At 54.1% G+C, this 16,165-nt stretch carries 15 protein-coding genes; 5 read left to right on the top strand and 10 right to left on the bottom strand.

Annotated features, from left to right (window positions below; translation table 11 throughout):
- Positions 1 to 59: 59 nt before the first annotated feature.
- On the bottom strand, positions 60 to 1,409 hold the full coding sequence (gene glmU / locus VFT64_12065; GenBank protein ID HEU5048565.1) for a bifunctional UDP-N-acetylglucosamine diphosphorylase/glucosamine-1-phosphate N-acetyltransferase GlmU: 1,350 nt from the start codon (positions 1,407 to 1,409) through the stop codon (positions 60 to 62).
- Between the two features lie 65 nt (positions 1,410 to 1,474).
- On the opposite strand from glmU, the gene rmuC reads away from it, so the two are divergent.
- Positions 1,475 to 2,956 (top strand): DNA recombination protein RmuC, encoded by a 1,482-nt coding sequence (gene rmuC, locus VFT64_12070; GenBank protein ID HEU5048566.1) that lies wholly within the window; start codon positions 1,475 to 1,477, stop codon positions 2,954 to 2,956.
- On the opposite strand, the gene VFT64_12075 is transcribed toward rmuC, so the two are convergent.
- The 6 genes from VFT64_12075 to metC are packed head-to-tail and all read right to left on the bottom strand — an operon-like array spanning position 2,953 to position 8,610.
- Positions 2,953 to 4,014 (bottom strand): Ppx/GppA phosphatase family protein, encoded by a 1,062-nt coding sequence (locus VFT64_12075; protein HEU5048567.1) that lies wholly within the window; start codon positions 4,012 to 4,014, stop codon positions 2,953 to 2,955. The two genes, rmuC and VFT64_12075, sit on opposite strands and share 4 nt — an antisense overlap.
- Before the next feature lie 8 nt (positions 4,015 to 4,022).
- Complete coding sequence (locus tag VFT64_12080; GenBank protein ID HEU5048568.1) at positions 4,023 to 5,228, bottom strand: OmpA family protein; 1,206 nt, start codon at positions 5,226 to 5,228, stop codon at positions 4,023 to 4,025.
- A gap of 45 nt (positions 5,229 to 5,273) precedes the next feature.
- Positions 5,274 to 6,095, bottom strand: coding sequence for an aminotransferase class IV (locus VFT64_12085; GenBank protein ID HEU5048569.1), 822 nt, complete (start codon positions 6,093 to 6,095; stop codon positions 5,274 to 5,276).
- Positions 6,086 to 6,805, bottom strand: a complete 720-nt coding sequence (locus VFT64_12090) for a methyltransferase domain-containing protein (GenBank protein ID HEU5048570.1) — start codon at positions 6,803 to 6,805, stop codon at positions 6,086 to 6,088. The genes VFT64_12085 and VFT64_12090 overlap by 10 nt, the downstream gene beginning before the upstream one ends.
- On the bottom strand, positions 6,798 to 7,463 hold the full coding sequence (locus VFT64_12095; GenBank protein ID HEU5048571.1) for an alpha/beta fold hydrolase: 666 nt from the start codon (positions 7,461 to 7,463) through the stop codon (positions 6,798 to 6,800). Before VFT64_12095 ends, VFT64_12090 begins: the two co-directional genes overlap by 8 nt.
- Entirely contained in the window at positions 7,456 to 8,610 is a 1,155-nt protein-coding gene (metC, locus tag VFT64_12100; GenBank protein ID HEU5048572.1) for a cystathionine beta-lyase, read from the bottom strand. Before metC ends, VFT64_12095 begins: the two co-directional genes overlap by 8 nt.
- Positions 8,611 to 8,791: 181 nt before the next feature.
- On the opposite strand from metC, the gene VFT64_12105 reads away from it, so the two are divergent.
- The gene (locus VFT64_12105) at positions 8,792 to 10,231 is read left to right on the top strand and encodes a bifunctional diguanylate cyclase/phosphodiesterase (GenBank protein ID HEU5048573.1); all 1,440 of its coding nucleotides are present in this window, start codon (positions 8,792 to 8,794) and stop codon (positions 10,229 to 10,231) included.
- A 49-nt stretch (positions 10,232 to 10,280) separates the two neighbouring features.
- Positions 10,281 to 12,095 carry a hypothetical protein gene (locus tag VFT64_12110; GenBank protein ID HEU5048574.1) on the top strand — a complete coding sequence of 605 codons (1,815 nt, stop codon included), beginning with the start codon at positions 10,281 to 10,283 and terminating at the stop codon, positions 12,093 to 12,095.
- Positions 12,096 to 12,195: 100 nt separating this feature from the next.
- Here VFT64_12110 and VFT64_12115 read toward each other — a convergent pair whose 3' ends face one another.
- Entirely contained in the window at positions 12,196 to 12,384 is a 189-nt protein-coding gene (locus tag VFT64_12115; GenBank protein ID HEU5048575.1) for a hypothetical protein, read from the bottom strand.
- Between the two features lie 480 nt (positions 12,385 to 12,864).
- Here VFT64_12115 and VFT64_12120 point away from each other — a divergent pair, with 480 nt between their 5' ends.
- Positions 12,865 to 13,485: a hypothetical protein gene (locus VFT64_12120; GenBank protein ID HEU5048576.1), complete on the top strand. Its 621-nt coding sequence runs from the start codon at positions 12,865 to 12,867 to the stop codon at positions 13,483 to 13,485.
- Between the two features lie 70 nt (positions 13,486 to 13,555).
- Here VFT64_12120 and tgt read toward each other — a convergent pair whose 3' ends face one another.
- Positions 13,556 to 14,677 carry a tRNA guanosine(34) transglycosylase Tgt gene (tgt, locus tag VFT64_12125; protein ID HEU5048577.1) on the bottom strand — a complete coding sequence of 374 codons (1,122 nt, stop codon included), beginning with the start codon at positions 14,675 to 14,677 and terminating at the stop codon, positions 13,556 to 13,558.
- Positions 14,674 to 15,315, bottom strand: coding sequence for a lysophospholipid acyltransferase family protein (locus VFT64_12130; GenBank protein ID HEU5048578.1), 642 nt, complete (start codon positions 15,313 to 15,315; stop codon positions 14,674 to 14,676). Before VFT64_12130 ends, tgt begins: the two co-directional genes overlap by 4 nt.
- Positions 15,316 to 15,446: 131 nt before the next feature.
- Here VFT64_12130 and VFT64_12135 point away from each other — a divergent pair, with 131 nt between their 5' ends.
- Positions 15,447 to 16,154 carry a phasin family protein gene (locus VFT64_12135; GenBank protein ID HEU5048579.1) on the top strand — a complete coding sequence of 236 codons (708 nt, stop codon included), beginning with the start codon at positions 15,447 to 15,449 and terminating at the stop codon, positions 16,152 to 16,154.
- The last annotated feature ends 11 nt before the right edge of the window (positions 16,155 to 16,165 follow it).

Genomic DNA, 16,165 nt, shown 5'->3' on the forward strand with positions numbered 1-16,165 from the left:
TAAAAAACGCCCCGGTCTTTCCGGGGCGTTTTCGTTTCTAGTAAGGTCTAGTAGACTTTTTACTGTTTCTCGCGGAAGTTCTTGGCCCAGCCGGGTTTATCTTCCTGCCTGCTGCGCGCCACACTGAGCGCATCGCCTGGAACGTCGCTGGTCACAACCGAACCCGCCGCCACAATCGCCCCGTCACCGATCTTGACCGGAGCCACGAGCGCACTGTTGGAGCCGATGAATGCTCCCGCGCCGATTTCGGTCTTATACTTCTTGAAGCCATCATAGTTGCAGGTAATCGTGCCTGCACCGATATTGGCTTTCGCTCCCACATGCGCATCCCCGATATAGGAGAGATGGTTCGCCTTCGCCCCTTTTTCGAGCGTGGCTTTTTTGAGTTCAACGAAATTACCCACATGCGCCGACTCACCCACATCCGTTCCCGGACGCAGACGCGCGAACGGCCCGATGGTCGCATGCGCACGCACATGCGCGCCTTCGATATGGCTGAAGGAGCGAATCTCGACATTATCTTCGATCTCAACACCCACACCGAATACGACGTTAGGATGGATAATCACATCTTTGCCTATTTTGGTGTCATGCGCAAAATACACCGTTTCAGGATCGATCAGCGTAGCACCGTTATCCATAGCTTTGCGGCGCAGGGCATTCTGGACGAACGCTTCCGCTACCGCGAGTTCTACGCGGGAATTTACGCCCATCAGTTCACCGCCATCGGCCTTCACCACGGCGCAATCATGCCCATCCGCACGCGCATGCTTTACAAGGTCAGTAAGATAGAATTCACCGTTGGCATTCTTATTATCCAGACGCGCAAGCAACGCAAACAGCACACTCGACTTCACCGCCATCACACCGGAATTGCACAGGCGTATACGTTTTTCCTCTTCGGTGGCATCCTTGACTTCAACGATGCGCTCAAGCCCACCATCCTTATTCACCACGAGACGGCCATACGCATTCGGCCCTTCCACTTCCATACCCAGAACGGCCACCGCCAGCTTAGGTGAAGCATTGAGCGCTGCATCCATGGCAAGAATCGTTTCGCGCTGGATGAGCGGTGTGTCACCATATAGTACGATAACGTTACCGGAAAATCCTTTAAGGGCTTCCTCCGCAGCTTTCACAGCATCGCCCGTGCCAAGCTGCTGTTGCTGCACCGCATTGTCCACTGCCTGCCCATAATGATTTTTAACACCTGTGCGCACATGCTCCATTTCCGGAGCTGTGACCGCCACCACTTTCTGTGCACCACAGGAGAGCGCTGTGTCGACCACATGCATCAGCATCGGCTTACCCACAACCTTGTGCATGACCTTGGGCATGGTGGAACGCATACGGGTTCCCTTCCCTGCCGCCAAAATGACGCACGCTATATTTTGTGCTTTGTCTTTCATATCGAACCAGCTATATATTGTTTAAAGAAAGTTAAAAAATAAAACCAAAAAGAAGGGAATTTGCAATGAACTTTTTGTTTTGGATTGCCGCTACCGTCGCTTTGATTTTCACTCCTGCGGCTGTTATAACTTTCTTCTCCCGCGAACGCTACCGCAAACGTCTTAAACATATTGAAATCTTAGTCGCCACCCTGACCACCCAGAATGAGGGATATAAAAAGAGCGCCGACGAAATGAAATCCCTGCGGGACCAGAATTCTGCCTACCTTGAACAAAAATCCATCGCCGTGACCGAATTGCAGGAACTGCAGAAAAAGGTCATCACCGTCAGCAATGAACGCGATAACCATTTGCGCGAAAAGGAAGAAGCCACAAAAGCACGCCTGGAAGCCGAAAAGAAGCTCGAGCTGAACCTGCAGAAGATGGAAGAAGCCGAAAAACGCATGCAGGACTGGGAGTTACAGCGCAGCGAATCGCTGAAAGCGGCCAAAGCCTCTATCCTTGAAGCAGGCGGCCAGCTTTCCAGCAAACTGCTCGAAGACCATAAGCGTGAAGCCGAAGCCGCGAAGAAAGAAGCGGAAACCGCCGTTAAAAAGACCTCAGACGCCTTGATTGAGCAGGTACTCAATATTACGAAGTCCGTTGCTTCCATTCAGGACCAGAACCGCAAGACCGAACAGATGGCCCAGACCGTCTGGCGCGCTCTCGCCTCCCCCGCTGGAGCCGGAAGCCTGGCGGAAGTAGGGCTGGAAAATTCGCTCAAGAATTTCGATCTCGAGCCCAAGCGCGACTATGTGATGCAATACGCCATCCATAGCGACGAAGCCGGAAAACTGCGTCCTGACGCGGTCATCTTCCTGCCGCAGGACATGGTGATGGTGATCGACAGCAAGGCCTCCAAATTCCTGCTGGAAATCGCCGAAGCGGAGGGCAACGAGTCGGAAACCGAGCTGCTGCTGCGCCTGAAGAAGACGATGAATACCCACTTAAACGACCTGACATCGAAGAACTACGCCGCCGCCATCCGCACGCTTTATAAAGAAGCAGGCCGCGCTGACAAGATCAGCCATGTGCTCAACGTCATGTATGTGCCAAGCGAAAACGCCATCAACCACATCCGCCGCGCCGATCCGGAATTCACCCAGAAAGCCGAACGTGCTGGCATTATTCTCGCAAGCCCCTCCAACCTTTCCGGTCTGCTGTCGCTCGCCAAGTTCAACATCGGCATGATGCGCCAGGCCGAGAATCAGGAAGTGATCGTCAACAGCGTGCAGGAACTGCTGGATAATGTGATTACCGTCCTCGCCTATTCCGACAAGGTAGGCCGCGGCCTGAAACTCGCAAACGATTACTTCGACCAGTTCGCACGCTCGGTCAATAAGCGCATGCTGCCCAAGATGCGCCAGCTCGTCTCCCTCGGCCTCAAGCCGAACAAGATCAAGGAAATTCCCGCCAAGATCACGAGCTACGATATCCGTCCGTCCGACGATATGATGATCATTGAAGGCGAAGTGGAAACGGTAGAAGCAGAAATCGCTTCAGCCTAGCCTAGCTGAGAGCGCATGTAATCATGCATGAGCGAGATGATGATCCCCTCGCGCACGCCGCGGTCAGCGATTGTGATTTCCGCCACAGGCCATAATGTGCAGATTGCCTCGAAAATAGCGCAGCCGGAAATAATATAATCCGAACGTTCCGGGCCGATACAGGCATTGGCGAAACGTTCCGACGGACGCATATTAAGAATCGTTTGGGCCGCATCGCGCAGATCGTCGAGCTTGAAACGCATCCCGTCCACACGTGAACGTTCGTAATGCGACAACTTCAGGTGAATCGCTGCGAGCGTGGTAAGCGTGCCAGAGGTGGAAAGCAGTTGCACATTACCGGTCGCCACGGCCTCGCTGATCTTGTTCTTGCGGTCGAACGCACGCAATGTTTTGACGAGATGCCCGACCAGTTCGTCGAAATACATCTCCGCAAATGCCGTGCCTCCGAATTTTTCCGAAAGATTCATCACCCCCTGATTCAGAGAAAGCCAGTCCACGATGCGGTGATCGCACATCAGTTCGGGCGGCGCCATATAGTCGCGTTTAACCCAGAGAAATTCCGTGCTTCCGCCACCGATATCGAATACGAGCGCGTTTTCCGCCTGCGGGGAAAGCAGGCTAGAACACCCCAGGAATGCAAGTTTCGCTTCTTCCTCATTGCTGATGACTTCAATCTCCAGCCCCGTCTCTTTCTGGACCATCGCGATGAATTCGTCGCTGTTATCAGCCTGGCGGCAGGCTTCCGTCGCCACGTAACGCACAAATGGAACCTGCGCACGCTCAATTTTTTTCTGGCAGGTCTTCAGCGCCGTGAGCGTGCGGTGCATCGCTTCCGGCAACAGACGGTTGTTTACGCTTAAACCTTCGCCAAGGCGCACAATGCGTGAAAAAGTATCCACGACTTTAATGCCATGATTGGCACGTACCGGATAAACGGAAGGACGGGCGATAAGCAGGCGGCAGTTATTCGTCCCAAGATCCAGGGCAGCAAAAACAGGCTGATTTTCTACAGGCTGCTCATGAGTGCTTTTTTGTGCTGCATGCGCTGGCGTTCTCATTACAGACATTATTTAATGATGAACACATCCACGCGATCAGCAGGGCCGGACTCGTTCTTGTTACCCAGTGCTTTCACATTGACACGACCGACATCAATCCCCTTTGTCGTCACGAGATAATTACGCACCGCAATGCCGCGCGCAAGCGAGACACGCTTGGGGTAAATACTGACCGCATCCGATCCGGAAGCATAGGCTACTACGTTCGCCCTCATATTAGTATGCGCGGTCAGCTGCGTTGCAATCATATCCAGCTTGGCAGTTGCGCCAAGCGGAAGTTCCGTTGCATTGGAATTAAATACAATACGCTCATCCGGCGCAGTGGCGGAACCGGCAGCGGCTTCGTCCTTATCGGCAGATGCGCCAGGCAGCGGCGGCAATGCAGCGGCTCCGGCAGCAGGAGCGTTTTTCGCACCAGGCAGCGACGGCAGGGCTTCACCGCCGGGCATGGACGGAAGTTCTTTTTCACCCGGAGCAGCTTTTTCACCCGGCAACGGCGGCAATCCTCCGGCAGGTTCTTTCGGCAGTGCAGCCAGCGGCAATGAAGGCGGTTCCGAGTTTACGGCTGGAGCCGGTGGAGTCGGAGCTTTAGCAGCACCCGGCGCAACAGGCGGCAGAGACGGTGCCACCGGTGCGGGAGAAGCAGGCTCTGGCAACGCAAGCGGCTGGACTTTCTGGCTCGGCTCTGGCATCGCAGGCGGAGTTACATCCCCTTTTTTAGCAGGCAGCGGCAATTCGGCATGCGGCGGCTCAGCTGCAACAGGAGCTTTTGGCGCAGGTGCAACCGGCGGAGACACTTCACGTCCCGGCAAAGGCGCAAGCTGCGGCACGTTTTCAGATTCCGGCGGCGAAGACGGCGCTTCATGCGCGGGCGTCACTTTCACTTCCGGCGTGGTTTCCGTTTTCTCAGGCTGTACCGGCGGACAAGCCGTAGCCTTTTTCTTATGTTTTACTGCATGTTTTTTGTGCTTGCGCTTATGCGTAGCGTGTTTGTGCTTGCCCTTGTCAGCTGCAGACTGTTCGCCGAACGGGCTGACGTCAGCCTGTCCCGCGATAGGAGTCGGAGCTTCCTCCTGATGCAGGTTATTGAGCGCATCGAGATTGATTTCTATTGTGGGGCGCATTCTGTACTGCGTGCGCGGATTAAACGCTAAAGCCGTGCTTGCGCTGAACGCTACGAGCATGGTGCAGGCTAACAAAACAGATTTTTTCATTCTCATGCCTTTAATGTAAATATTATGCGCCTTAATATCAAGGGTTTATTTTCTTTGAATTTCTTCGTCAAGCCGTTTGCGAAGATATTTCGTCTGCTTACCCACATCAAATCTGACACCCAGTGGCTCGATTGCCACAATCGGAGCCAGAACCACACCACTATTTGTCATAAAAACTTCATCACAATCGCGCAGGGCGTCAAGTAAAAAATGGCCCTCTTCCACCCTTCCGGGCCATAAAGTCATGACCCTGTGGCGCATAGTCCCCGGCACCAGTGGCAAATCAGGCGCTGGGGTATAAAGCGTTTCATCCTTTACCCAGAAAATCGAACCGGAAGCCGTTTCACAGATACGTCCCTGCCCGTCCAGCAGCAACGCATTATCGCAAGCCTGCGCACGCGCTTCCAGAAGCGCCAGACTATAAAGAATGCCGTTATTGGTTTTGGCAGGAACCTGAGCGCAAGCATAATACGAAGACTGCCATAGCTTGAGCGGTGCAAAAGAAGGATAAGGCCGGGGAATCACCAGCACGATGAGATAGGGTGTACAGCCATCCGGCAAGTAGCCCGAAGCACCTTCCCTGTCCTCCCCACGGGAGACGACAACGCGAAGATACCCCCCTTGCAGCTCGTTGCGCCGGAGCGTTTCCACGCAAATGGCAGGCAATTCATTCAGATCGAGAGCTATATGCAGGGATTCAAGACCGTGCTTCAATCGCTCAATATGTGCGGGTAGATCGAAAATCTTTCCTTCCGCCACAAGCATGGTTTCAAAAAGCCCGTCGCCAAAGCGAAAAGAACGGTCGCGCAATCCCACATGGCATGCGCTTTCATCTTGAAACCCGTCCTTGAAATAGGCTATCGGCATGACTCTATCCAATACAATATTTCCCATGTCACCCGCAAGCCGTTCTTGTCCACGAACCTTTCGCGATACACTGCCTCCACCTGCTGCAGCCTGCGGCGTGTAGTAAGCCCTTTGCGTCGTCCGGCAAGCTTATTCGCCGCACCGATGGCTTTGAGCGCCCGCATGAGCGCGCCCATATCGGCAAAATGCTCGGTCACGATTTCCTTCTGCCACCCTTGCGCATCGGCAAAGGGAGAAACATGCGCATCGCCATCTATGGCAGCAAAGCTTTCGCGCAATTCATGCAGCGTCGCGGCACCAAACGTACTGACAGCCACAACACCCCCTGGCTTCACAACCCTCTTCAATTCCTGCATAGCACCCCGCCAGTCCGGCAACCATTGCAACGCCAGCGAGGAGATAACCGCATCGAAACTGCCATCCGCAAAAGGCAGCGCCGCTATGGTGCCGGTAACAGCGCTATGGCCGTTGCGCCGGGCTATGGCGCACATGGCGGGGGAAAGATCAAGCTGAACGAACCGCCGCCCCTCCAGCAGTTTGGCGCATTGCCCTGTACCGCACCCGGCATCGAGCACCAGCGCATCCGCCGGGACAAGCGGCGCCGCCCACTCCACAAGACGACGCAAGACATGCTGCTGCAGATGCGCATATTCATCATATTGCGCTGCCGCTTTTGAGAAATCCTGCTGTATGCGCTTTATATCAAACACGGCTGTCGATCAGATCTTTTAAAAATACAGAATCATGCAGGTGCGGCGCATGCCCGCAACCGGGCAGCATGATCATCTCCGCCCCCGGCAGATGCTGCGCGAATAATGCGGCCTGCGCCGGAGGAATCACCTTATCGTTCTCCCCATATACAATCACCGTATGCGGAAACCGGCGGAAATGCATGTCTTTGCAGCTGCCCCTCGCCAGTTCATCCAGCCAGTACAAACCATTCTCCCAGAGAGTTTTTGTGCGCAGCAAGCTGCGCGCTATTTGCGACTGACGGTTATCCCCCAGCGCAACCAGCGCCTGGAACTGCGCCAGCATCTGCGATGGATGGGAAACATAGTGTTCACGAATAGTATTGAACTGTTCGATAGACGAACCTGTTCCCTCATCTATAAACTGAAATGGCGCCGCTAATAAAATCAAAAGGCCGGGCCGTATGTAACCATTCGAAACAGCACGCGCCAGCAATTGCCCGCCGAGCGACCAGCCGATGGCAACATCAGGCTCACGCGGCAACGCTGCGAATAATGTTTCCGCATCGCTATACGCGGCATAATCGAAATGCTGTGCATCCGCCGGGACGATCCCAGCCAATGCTTCCCGCTCTTGTTGCCATCCCGTCAGGCACAGAGCCTTCTTCGGTTCAGCCATTGAGCCTCGCGAACCCGGCTTCCAGATCGGCAATCAGATCTTCCGGTGCCTCAAGCCCCGCATGCACGCGCAGGCAGATACCGTCATGCTTCCACTGCGTGACGGTGCGCTCAGGCTTGAACGGAATCATAAGGCTTTCATACCCACCCCAGCTGAAACCCATGCCGAAAAGCTTCATATGATCGAGCATGCGCGCCAGCGCTTCATGCGGATAAGGTTTCAGCAGCACGCCGAACAGGCCGCTCGCGCCGGTGAAATCGCGCTTCCATATCTCATGCCCCGGGCATTCGGGCAGCGCTGGATGCAGCACGCGCACGGTTTCCGGGCGCTGCTTGAACCACTGCGCAAGCTTGAGCCCCGTTTCCTGATGCTGCTTCAGGCGCGTAGCCAGCGTGCGAAGGCCGCGCTGTGCGAGATAGATTTCTTCGGAACCCGGACACGCGCCGTAATTGCGGTAGGCACGGCGCAGGGCAGGAAAATATTGTTTCGAGCAGGTGATCAGCCCCATCACAAGATCGGAATGGCCGCTGATATATTTCGTGCAGGACTGGATCGAAATATCCACCCCGTGACGCGACATATTATTAAAGAGTGGAGTCGCCCAGGTGTTATCCGCCACCACGATGGCACCATGCGCATGCGCGGCTTTGACGATGGCCGGAATATCCTGCACCTCGAACGTCTGTGAACCGGGCGCTTCGCAATACACCATCTTGGTATTTGGGCGCAGCAGCGGCCTGATGTCTTCCACAAGCGGGTCGAAAAACGTGATTTCAATTCCGAAACGGCTGATTTCCTGCTTGCACATCTTACGCATGGAACCGTATACGTTATCCGTCACGAGCAGATGGTCGCCACTGGAGAGAAATGCCGTAATAGCCACCAGGATGGCCGACTGACCGGAAGAAGTCACAATCGCATGATCGGCTTCGTCCAGTTGCGCCAGCGCTTCCTCAAGCGCGCGCGTTGCCGGAGTGCCGGAGCGCGCATAGACCAGCGGCTGCACGCCGTTGCTGCGTTCGGACTCTTCGTAATCCGCCACGGTCGGAAAAAGAATCGTAGAGGCGCGGTAAACCGGAGGATTAACAACTCCCTCGTGCGCTTCGGGATTTCTACCGATAGTTGTTACAAGTGTTTCTTTTTTCATGGCTTTATACCTGATAGATTCTAAAATTTTCTCATAATTAGACTCAAATTTGGTAAATAATCTAAAATAATTTCTGCAAAGGAAAGATTTTCTTTAAACTTTATTTACCATTTTGAGGCATACTGTAAAAATATTCATGTAAATTGCACGTACTATATATAATTTGTGGGATGTGAGCTATATGTTTTCGGGGAAACAGCATATTACGGGCAATACAGTGCCGGATCAATACGAACCTTACCGGCATCTGTTTACCCCCGGCGCAGCCCCACACAGCCTTACTCCCCGCTCGTCCAAGGGCTTCGCAACAACAACCGCAACGGGATATAATACATTGGCACGTGATGAAAGCAGACCGGATCACTCGGTCAGGGATTATGATTACCCTCCGCACTTCGTTGAATCGCTCAATCACGCGGTCATGTATGCAAAGCAGGAAAGTCACACAGGTTCGCTGTTAATCATTTCCATTAATAACCTTGCCATGATTATCGGCACTTACGGCCATGAGGATGCAGAGAAGGTCATGCATCATATCTGCAATGCGATCACCGAATGTACAGCGTCTTCCGGCATTGTGGACCGCATCGGATTCGACCAGATCGGCGTAATTATGCATAGCTGCAACAAGGAAGGTATGCATAATCATGCCAAACTGATCGCCCATGTGATTCAGGATTACGGCGCCTCTTCACCTATCGGTGCGCTGCATGTGACCTGCTCGATCGGCAGCACCACCCTACCCGAAGGCGATGACAACGCCACCTCCGCACTCGACCGCGCTTACATTGCACTGCGCAACACCTACGGCAATGCCTATTGTACGTATGATGACATGCGCGAGGAAAACATGCAGAACCGCCAGCAGATGGGGCTGGCCAATTACCTGCGCCGCGCCATTGCGGATAACCGCCTGCGCCTCGCCTATCAGCCCGTGATCGACACGAAGAACGGCGGCATTTCGCATTACGAAGCATTGCTGCGCGTCATCAGTAAAGACGGCAAGATCAGCTCCGCCGGTTCGCTGATCCCGATTGCGGAACGCATGGGACTTATCGACATGATCGACCAGATGGTGTTCGACATGGTGGTAAAGGAACTTGCCACATCGTCCAACGTTACGCTGGCGTTTAACGTCTCCAACATGACCACCAACAATCATCAGTGGCTTAAATATGCTACCAGCGTACTGCGCGAATACCCGGATGTCGCACGCCGCATGATCGTGGAAATCACGGAAACTGCCGCGCAGCATGATCTGCGCAGTACCGCTTATTTCGTCGCCTCCCTGCAGGCGCAGGGCTGCAAGGTTGCGCTGGACGATTTCGGCTCCGGCTACACTTCCTTCCGTCAGCTCAAGGCGCTTGATGTCGACATGGTCAAGATCGACGGCGCATTTATCAAGGACATCACCGAAAATCAGGACAACCACTTCTTCGTCAAAACGCTGCTGGATTTCACGCACGGCTTCGGCCTTGTCTCGGTTGCCGAATATATCGAGAAAGGCGAAACGGCAAAGATGCTCATGGATATGGGCGTCAACCTGCTGCAGGGGTATTATTTCGGCAAGCCCGAAAACTACCGCTCCTGGCTGAGCGACGGCGAATATAAGAAAGACTGATCCCTTCTGACTATTCCCACCTGAACTGCCAACTTCATTTTAAGAGACCATGACAGACAATCAACTATCGACTGGTGAACTTTCCGGTGTGCTGAAAGATCTCGGCGCCAGCGATGAACAAAGCAGGGTTACTCAGACCGAAGTTGACGTCATTAATTTTCCATATAACGGAGACCGGCGCCAGTATCATGACATCCATCATCTGGATGATATGGGCAAAGGTGACGTGCCAGATGAATTGCAAATCCGGCTGCTGGCCACATCGTTCAGCCTCTCCCGACCAGACGCAGAAACACTCTTCACCGGTTTAGCCGCCGGAGCAATTGAGGAGCCGCGTAAAACGGAAGCAGAAAATGTATTAAAAAAAGCCCGGGCTATATTGCGTATTGCAGGCTTCCTGCACGATTGCGCTTACAAGCAGATAGACGGTGCAGCTGATCCGGAATTCGCGTGGCCGTTGATTCTGCAAAGGGTTATCGGAAACGATCTGACCGCCTCGCCGGAAATCGATGAGAAGTCCGGTAAAACCATATTTAATACACGCCTGACAGAAGACGGACAGGCAAACCGGCTAACCAGAATAATCGCCGAGATATTCGACGTTAACGACAGCAAAATCTCTACGCTCAAAGGCGGCAACGAATTCGATAGCGCAGTCGTAGCTGCAAAGCTTCTGGAAAAACACAGTGCCATGGCAACCGCAAAGGTACTAAAGCAGCACGGCATCGACGAAAAAACCATCCTTTCCGTCGTCGCCTGTATCGCCGCCACCTACCCGTTCCAGTCTGCAACCGAATCTGGCCGCCCTGATGGCTATATGGGACAGTTGGCAAAAAGAATGCACAAAGCCTGCCGCGAAGCCAACCCGCCCATAGAGATGGACTGGCTGGAGATTAATAAGGCAATGCTGCTCGCCGTCCAGACCGCAAATGACGACGTACACGACTTTTTCGGCGGTATTCCTCAGAAAGAAGGCTCAGATTTTACCGATATTGCTCAGGGTGCAGTGCTGCTGAAAGCAGAAGAAATCACGGATCTTCATCCCAGCCAGGAAGAAGACGCAACCATACAGGACCTTTTTCGTCTTGCGAGCGTATCGCGTTCCGCCCCCTATCTGTACAAACAGATGCAGGACCCAGAATTCTTCGTTCAACCGGAGAACGTGCCGCATTTCTATCTTGAACGAGATGCAAAAGGTGATGTCATTGAAAATTCGCATTATCCGGCAAAAGTAGAATACGACGCCGCAGTTGAACGCGTCCGCACCAATACAAGGCTCGCCGCCGAATATTTTGAAGCCAAGAAAGTGGGCGTCGCCGTCGTGGCCGCACTGGAAAAACTAGTACGCAAGCCTAAAGAAGATCCGGTCCGCGTACTGGATTTCGTGCATGGTAATATCTGGGAACAATGGCCGGAAGAAACCGCATCACATTTAAATGAAGAAGAAAAACTTATTTATAATGCCCTGGCAAAAGGACGTGGCAAAGGCGCGGTCAGCAAATTGGAAATAGACAAATCGCCTACAGCAGGTGTCGTATACGGCTATGCCGGCCGGGAAGGCATGCAGGAACTCTATAACCTGGATATCAACCTTGGGAATGGCCAGACCACGAAACTCAAAGACATGGAGAATGTCGAAACGGACGCACAGGCCGAACAGATCGTCAACGCCATGCTGCATTACACAGGCATGGAAGGGTTGCAGATTATCAGCGAAGAACTTGCCAGAGTCGCCGTGCTACGCAATAATGCTGACCGTGAAAAGGCTCTGCTTGCAATCCCCGAACGTTTCCGCACCCCCGGCACGCAGGTAGGCACCCCTCGAGCCAGTGTACTACGTGAACGAGACGGCCCGGAAAGATAGAAACATAAGAAAAAATCACCTGAAGAAATCTCCGGAAGAGAACGGGCTTTCCCGGAGATTTCTTCTATATCACCTCCCCGTGAAGGTAGATATGATCAGGTTATGAGGAAGGCGAAGACTCGCCACCAGTTTCGTCCTCAGAAGACGGTTCCACGGGCACTTGACCTGTCAGAACAGCAGTCCAGACATCAGTCATCGCCTTGACTACATCACGATGGTCATGCGTACCCTGGTCAACAGCTTCGATGGCTGCTTTGCCCATCTTATTGAGTTCTTCTGGAGTCGGCATAATTTCACCTCCTCCCTCTATAAGCAGCACAGTCTCCTGCACCGCTGTCCGAAGCCTTGCGTATTCGCGAGACTGTATCCTGTGGGTATGAACGCACGCATCCATACTCAAGGAGTGAACCACCAGTATACTGATAATACGACATATTATCAATATTCTTCATAGTCTGCGTTCCACACTTCTACAAGTTTCCACCGCAATGCCCTGAAATCTCTGGCATCGATCACATTAAGCTTGCTGGCAATAGAACTTAGCATTCCATCTTATTCACAAATAATTCATTTTATACAACCAATTAGATATGATAACATGGAAAGGTCTTGTCGCTCTTACCGTATTAATATTAAGACGACTGCCTGGATTTTCCAGCTCACACTCATCGGTTTTCCGATTTCAGCCCACGCCATCGAGCGGCAAGCAGGGCTTTAGTGTTGCTGGGCTTCCTGTGCAGGAGTCTCTTAACGAAGGGTTGGTGGGCATATGGCCCCCATTTCCCCCCGCGACTTCTTCGAGGCCGCGGAGGACAGACGCACTGCCGTACCCGTCATCACCATCTGGCACGTTCAGGCCGGTGAAACGGTCTATGTCGGCCGCCAGCCGCTGGCCACGCAGACCGTCGAAGAACCGGGCTGGTACGTCGTGAGCCCTGAGGTGTCGCGTGTGACTACCCAGGACGAAGCCGACGATGAGTACCTGCCCTACCGTATCGAGCCGAGCACGATCCCGCGACAGGAGATCGGCACGATCACGGTGCAGCGAATCGCCGCGCACGAGGAGTACATGGTCGGCGAGATCGCACACCGGGCGGTCAGGGACGGCTACCTCCTGAGCGATGGCGAGACGGTGGTCTTCCTCAGCCGCCTCTACTACGAGGCGCTGTTCGGAAACCAAGGACGCATGGACGGCTGCGAACTGATCGCGAACGACGAGCCGATCGAGTACATCGTGCTCACCGAGCCGGTCACGCTCGCCTTCCGGGAGGGGCCGTTCGAGGCTGAAGCTGGAATGGTCCTGTTCGAGGACTGGCAAAACCGCAGAGGCTTCGGCATCGCTTCGTGGCTCGCGTTCCTGGCGGACCACGCCCCGGCCATCTCGGCCTGACCTGCAACACAGGCAAGGGCTCCCCGACCGCATGCTCCGGCTGCGGACGGGGGGCCTGCGCCACACGATCTTATTCTGACGCCTCTTCTTTCTGAACTTTCATAAACTCCGCCGCGAATGCCGTGAACGTCCCGCCATCGATCGCATCGCGTATGCGTTGCATAAGGCTCTGGTAATAATGAATATTGTGCCAGGTCAGCAGAATCGGCCCCAGCATTTCATCCGCCTTGAACAGGTGGTGAACATAAGCGCGGCTGTAATGTGTGCAGCATTCGCAGGTGCAGCCTTCCTGTACGGGACGCGCATCTTCCGCATGGCAGGCATTCTTGATATTAAGCTCACCACCTTCCACATAAGCCCGGCCGAAACGCCCCGAACGCGTAGGGATCACGCAGTCGAACATATCCACACCGCGCGCGACCGCCCCCACAATATCCGAAGGCTTGCCGACACCCATCAGGTAGCGCGGCCTGTCCTGCGGCAGTTCCGGCACGGTATAATCAAGCACCGAGAACATCAACTCCTGCCCCTCACCCACCGCAAGCCCGCCGACGGCATAACCATCGAATCCGATCTGCTGCAATGCCTGGGCTGATTCTTTGCGCAGGTGCGGATAGACACTGCCCTGCACAATACCGAATAATCCATACCCCTCGCGTTTCACAAACGCATCCCTGCAACGTTGCGCCCAGCGCATGGAAAGCCGCATGGATTTTTCCGCCTCCGCTTCCGTCGCCGGATAGGGCGTGCATTCATCGAGCACCATCGTAATGTCGCTGTCCAGCAAGCGCTGGATTTCCATCGCACGCTCCGGCGTGAGGTTATGGCTGCTGCCGTCGATATGTGACTGGAACACGACACCTTCCTCCGTAATCTTACGCAATTTGGAAAGTGACATAACCTGGAAACCGCCGGAATCTGTGAGAATCGGGCGCGACCAGTTCATGAATTTATGCAAGCCTCCCATCTTCGCCACCAGTTCCGCCGTCGGGCGCAGCATGAGATGATAAGTATTCCCCAGCAGAATATCCGCCCCTGTCGCACGCACGGATTGCGGCAGCATACCCTTCACCGTGCCTGCCGTTCCCACCGGCATGAAAGCAGGCGTACGTATCTCGCCATGCGCTGTCGTCACCGTACCGGTGCGCGCAAGCCCTTCTTTGCTGCGTACCGTAAAACCAAATCCGCTCATACTTCCTGATCCACTTCTTCCGTAAGACGCACCATATCTTTTTCCAACGCTTCCGGTGAAGCATCGAAAAGCGGTGCGCCGATTTTATAACAAATGCGCCCGAACGGCAGTGCGAGCATGAAACTATCCCAACTGCGCATGCGCTTATTGCGCGAGGCACTGTACGTCACAGGAATCACCGGCACCTGCGCCATGCCGGAAATGCTGGTGCTTCCCTGCTGCACTTTCATGGCAGGTCCACGCGGCCCGTCCGGTGTAATGGAAACATTTTCGCCCGCCTGCAAAGCCTTCACGGCATTGAGCGCCGCCGAAGAGCCGCCACGGCGCGAAGAACCGCGCACCGTCTCGAACCCGAAATTATGCATCGCCCGCGCAATCACTTCACCGTCGCCATGCGTGGAGATCATCACGTTCATTTTGCGTCCGGGCGGGCAGATCATCGGCATCAGCAGCAGCCGTCCATGCCAGAAGGCAAAAATAGCAGGCAGCTCGCCGTTCATATAGATCTGCGCCGCCGGATCGATTGTCATTCTGCGACGGCTCGAGTAGTACACCAGCCGGATATAACAGGCGATAAGCCAGCAGACGAACGTATGGAAGGCTGCAGTTTTAAACAGGCGCTTTAACGGTTTCTTCATTGGACGGCAGCTTCCGCGGACACTCGTAATAATTGACAAAAGGCTGGAAAGCCTCTAGATATAGCTTGGATTTTTTTATTTTAAAGCGCCGATTGCAGGACGCCCCACTCATTCATAAAGGATCACGCGCCATGTCACAAGCCCCCAAAAAACCGACCCATACTGCGCATGCGGCGCCTAAAATCGTCGCCAAAAGCGCGCATACCCCTGCCAAACCCGCACAAACCGCTCATCACGCTCCCGCTAAACCGGCACAGGTTGCTGCACACCACGCACCGGCCAAAGCCCCCGAAAAACCTGCTAAGCCAGCTATGTCTGCTCTGGAAAGCACCCAGAATGCGGCCAAATCCGTTGCTAACAGGAATGCGGATACGATCAAGGAATTCTTCTCGAACAACGCCGAAGAAGCCCAGAAAGCCCATGCCCGCATGTTCGCACTGAACCGCGAAGGCACGGAAGTTGTCACCCGCGCGCTGGATGCCCTGACCCGCACGATGAACGACTGCATCACGCTCAGCCGTGAAAGCGTTGACGTAGCAGTGGAAGTTAACAACATCGTAAATGACATTTCCCGCACGGCAAATGCGGAACTGATCAAATATGCCAACAACAACTTCGCTGACAATCTCGACATTTTCAATGAAGCGCTGGGTTGCCGCAACATTAATGATGCGCTGGAAATCACGAACCAGTGGATCAGCACGAACATCAACAACTATTTCAGCCAGGCCGCCCGCATGGCCGACATGCTGTTCCAGTTCGCAAGCGAAGCTTCCGAACCCGTGAACGACCATATCCTCGAATCAGCTGAACGCCTGAGCAAATCGCTCGCAGCGTAAAAGCACCGCTT

Source organism: Rickettsiales bacterium (assembly GCA_035765535.1).
Classification (GTDB): domain Bacteria; phylum Pseudomonadota; class Alphaproteobacteria; order Rickettsiales; family JABCZZ01; genus JABCZZ01.

Bases quoted from the DNA above. Each gene is read 5' to 3' on its own strand.
- VFT64_12095 (HEU5048571.1), bottom strand. From the start codon at position 7,463: ATGGCTGAACCGAAGAAGGCTCTGTGCCTGACGGGATGGCAACAAGAG.
- rmuC (HEU5048566.1), top strand. From the start codon at position 1,475: ATGAACTTTTTGTTTTGGATTGCCGCTACCGTCGCTTTGATTTTCACT.
- VFT64_12120 (HEU5048576.1), top strand. From the start codon at position 12,865: ATGGCCCCCATTTCCCCCCGCGACTTCTTCGAGGCCGCGGAGGACAGA.
- VFT64_12135 (HEU5048579.1), top strand. From the start codon at position 15,447: ATGTCACAAGCCCCCAAAAAACCGACCCATACTGCGCATGCGGCGCCT.
- VFT64_12080 (HEU5048568.1), bottom strand. From the start codon at position 5,228: ATGAAAAAATCTGTTTTGTTAGCCTGCACCATGCTCGTAGCGTTCAGC.
- tgt (HEU5048577.1), bottom strand. From the start codon at position 14,677: ATGAGCGGATTTGGTTTTACGGTACGCAGCAAAGAAGGGCTTGCGCGC.
- VFT64_12115 (HEU5048575.1), bottom strand. From the start codon at position 12,384: ATGCCGACTCCAGAAGAACTCAATAAGATGGGCAAAGCAGCCATCGAA.
- glmU (HEU5048565.1), bottom strand. From the start codon at position 1,409: ATGAAAGACAAAGCACAAAATATAGCGTGCGTCATTTTGGCGGCAGGG.
- VFT64_12075 (HEU5048567.1), bottom strand. From the start codon at position 4,014: ATGAGAACGCCAGCGCATGCAGCACAAAAAAGCACTCATGAGCAGCCT.
- VFT64_12130 (HEU5048578.1), bottom strand. From the start codon at position 15,315: ATGAAGAAACCGTTAAAGCGCCTGTTTAAAACTGCAGCCTTCCATACG.
- metC (HEU5048572.1), bottom strand. From the start codon at position 8,610: ATGAAAAAAGAAACACTTGTAACAACTATCGGTAGAAATCCCGAAGCG.
- VFT64_12085 (HEU5048569.1), bottom strand. From the start codon at position 6,095: ATGCCGATAGCCTATTTCAAGGACGGGTTTCAAGATGAAAGCGCATGC.
- VFT64_12110 (HEU5048574.1), top strand. From the start codon at position 10,281: ATGACAGACAATCAACTATCGACTGGTGAACTTTCCGGTGTGCTGAAA.
- VFT64_12105 (HEU5048573.1), top strand. From the start codon at position 8,792: ATGTTTTCGGGGAAACAGCATATTACGGGCAATACAGTGCCGGATCAA.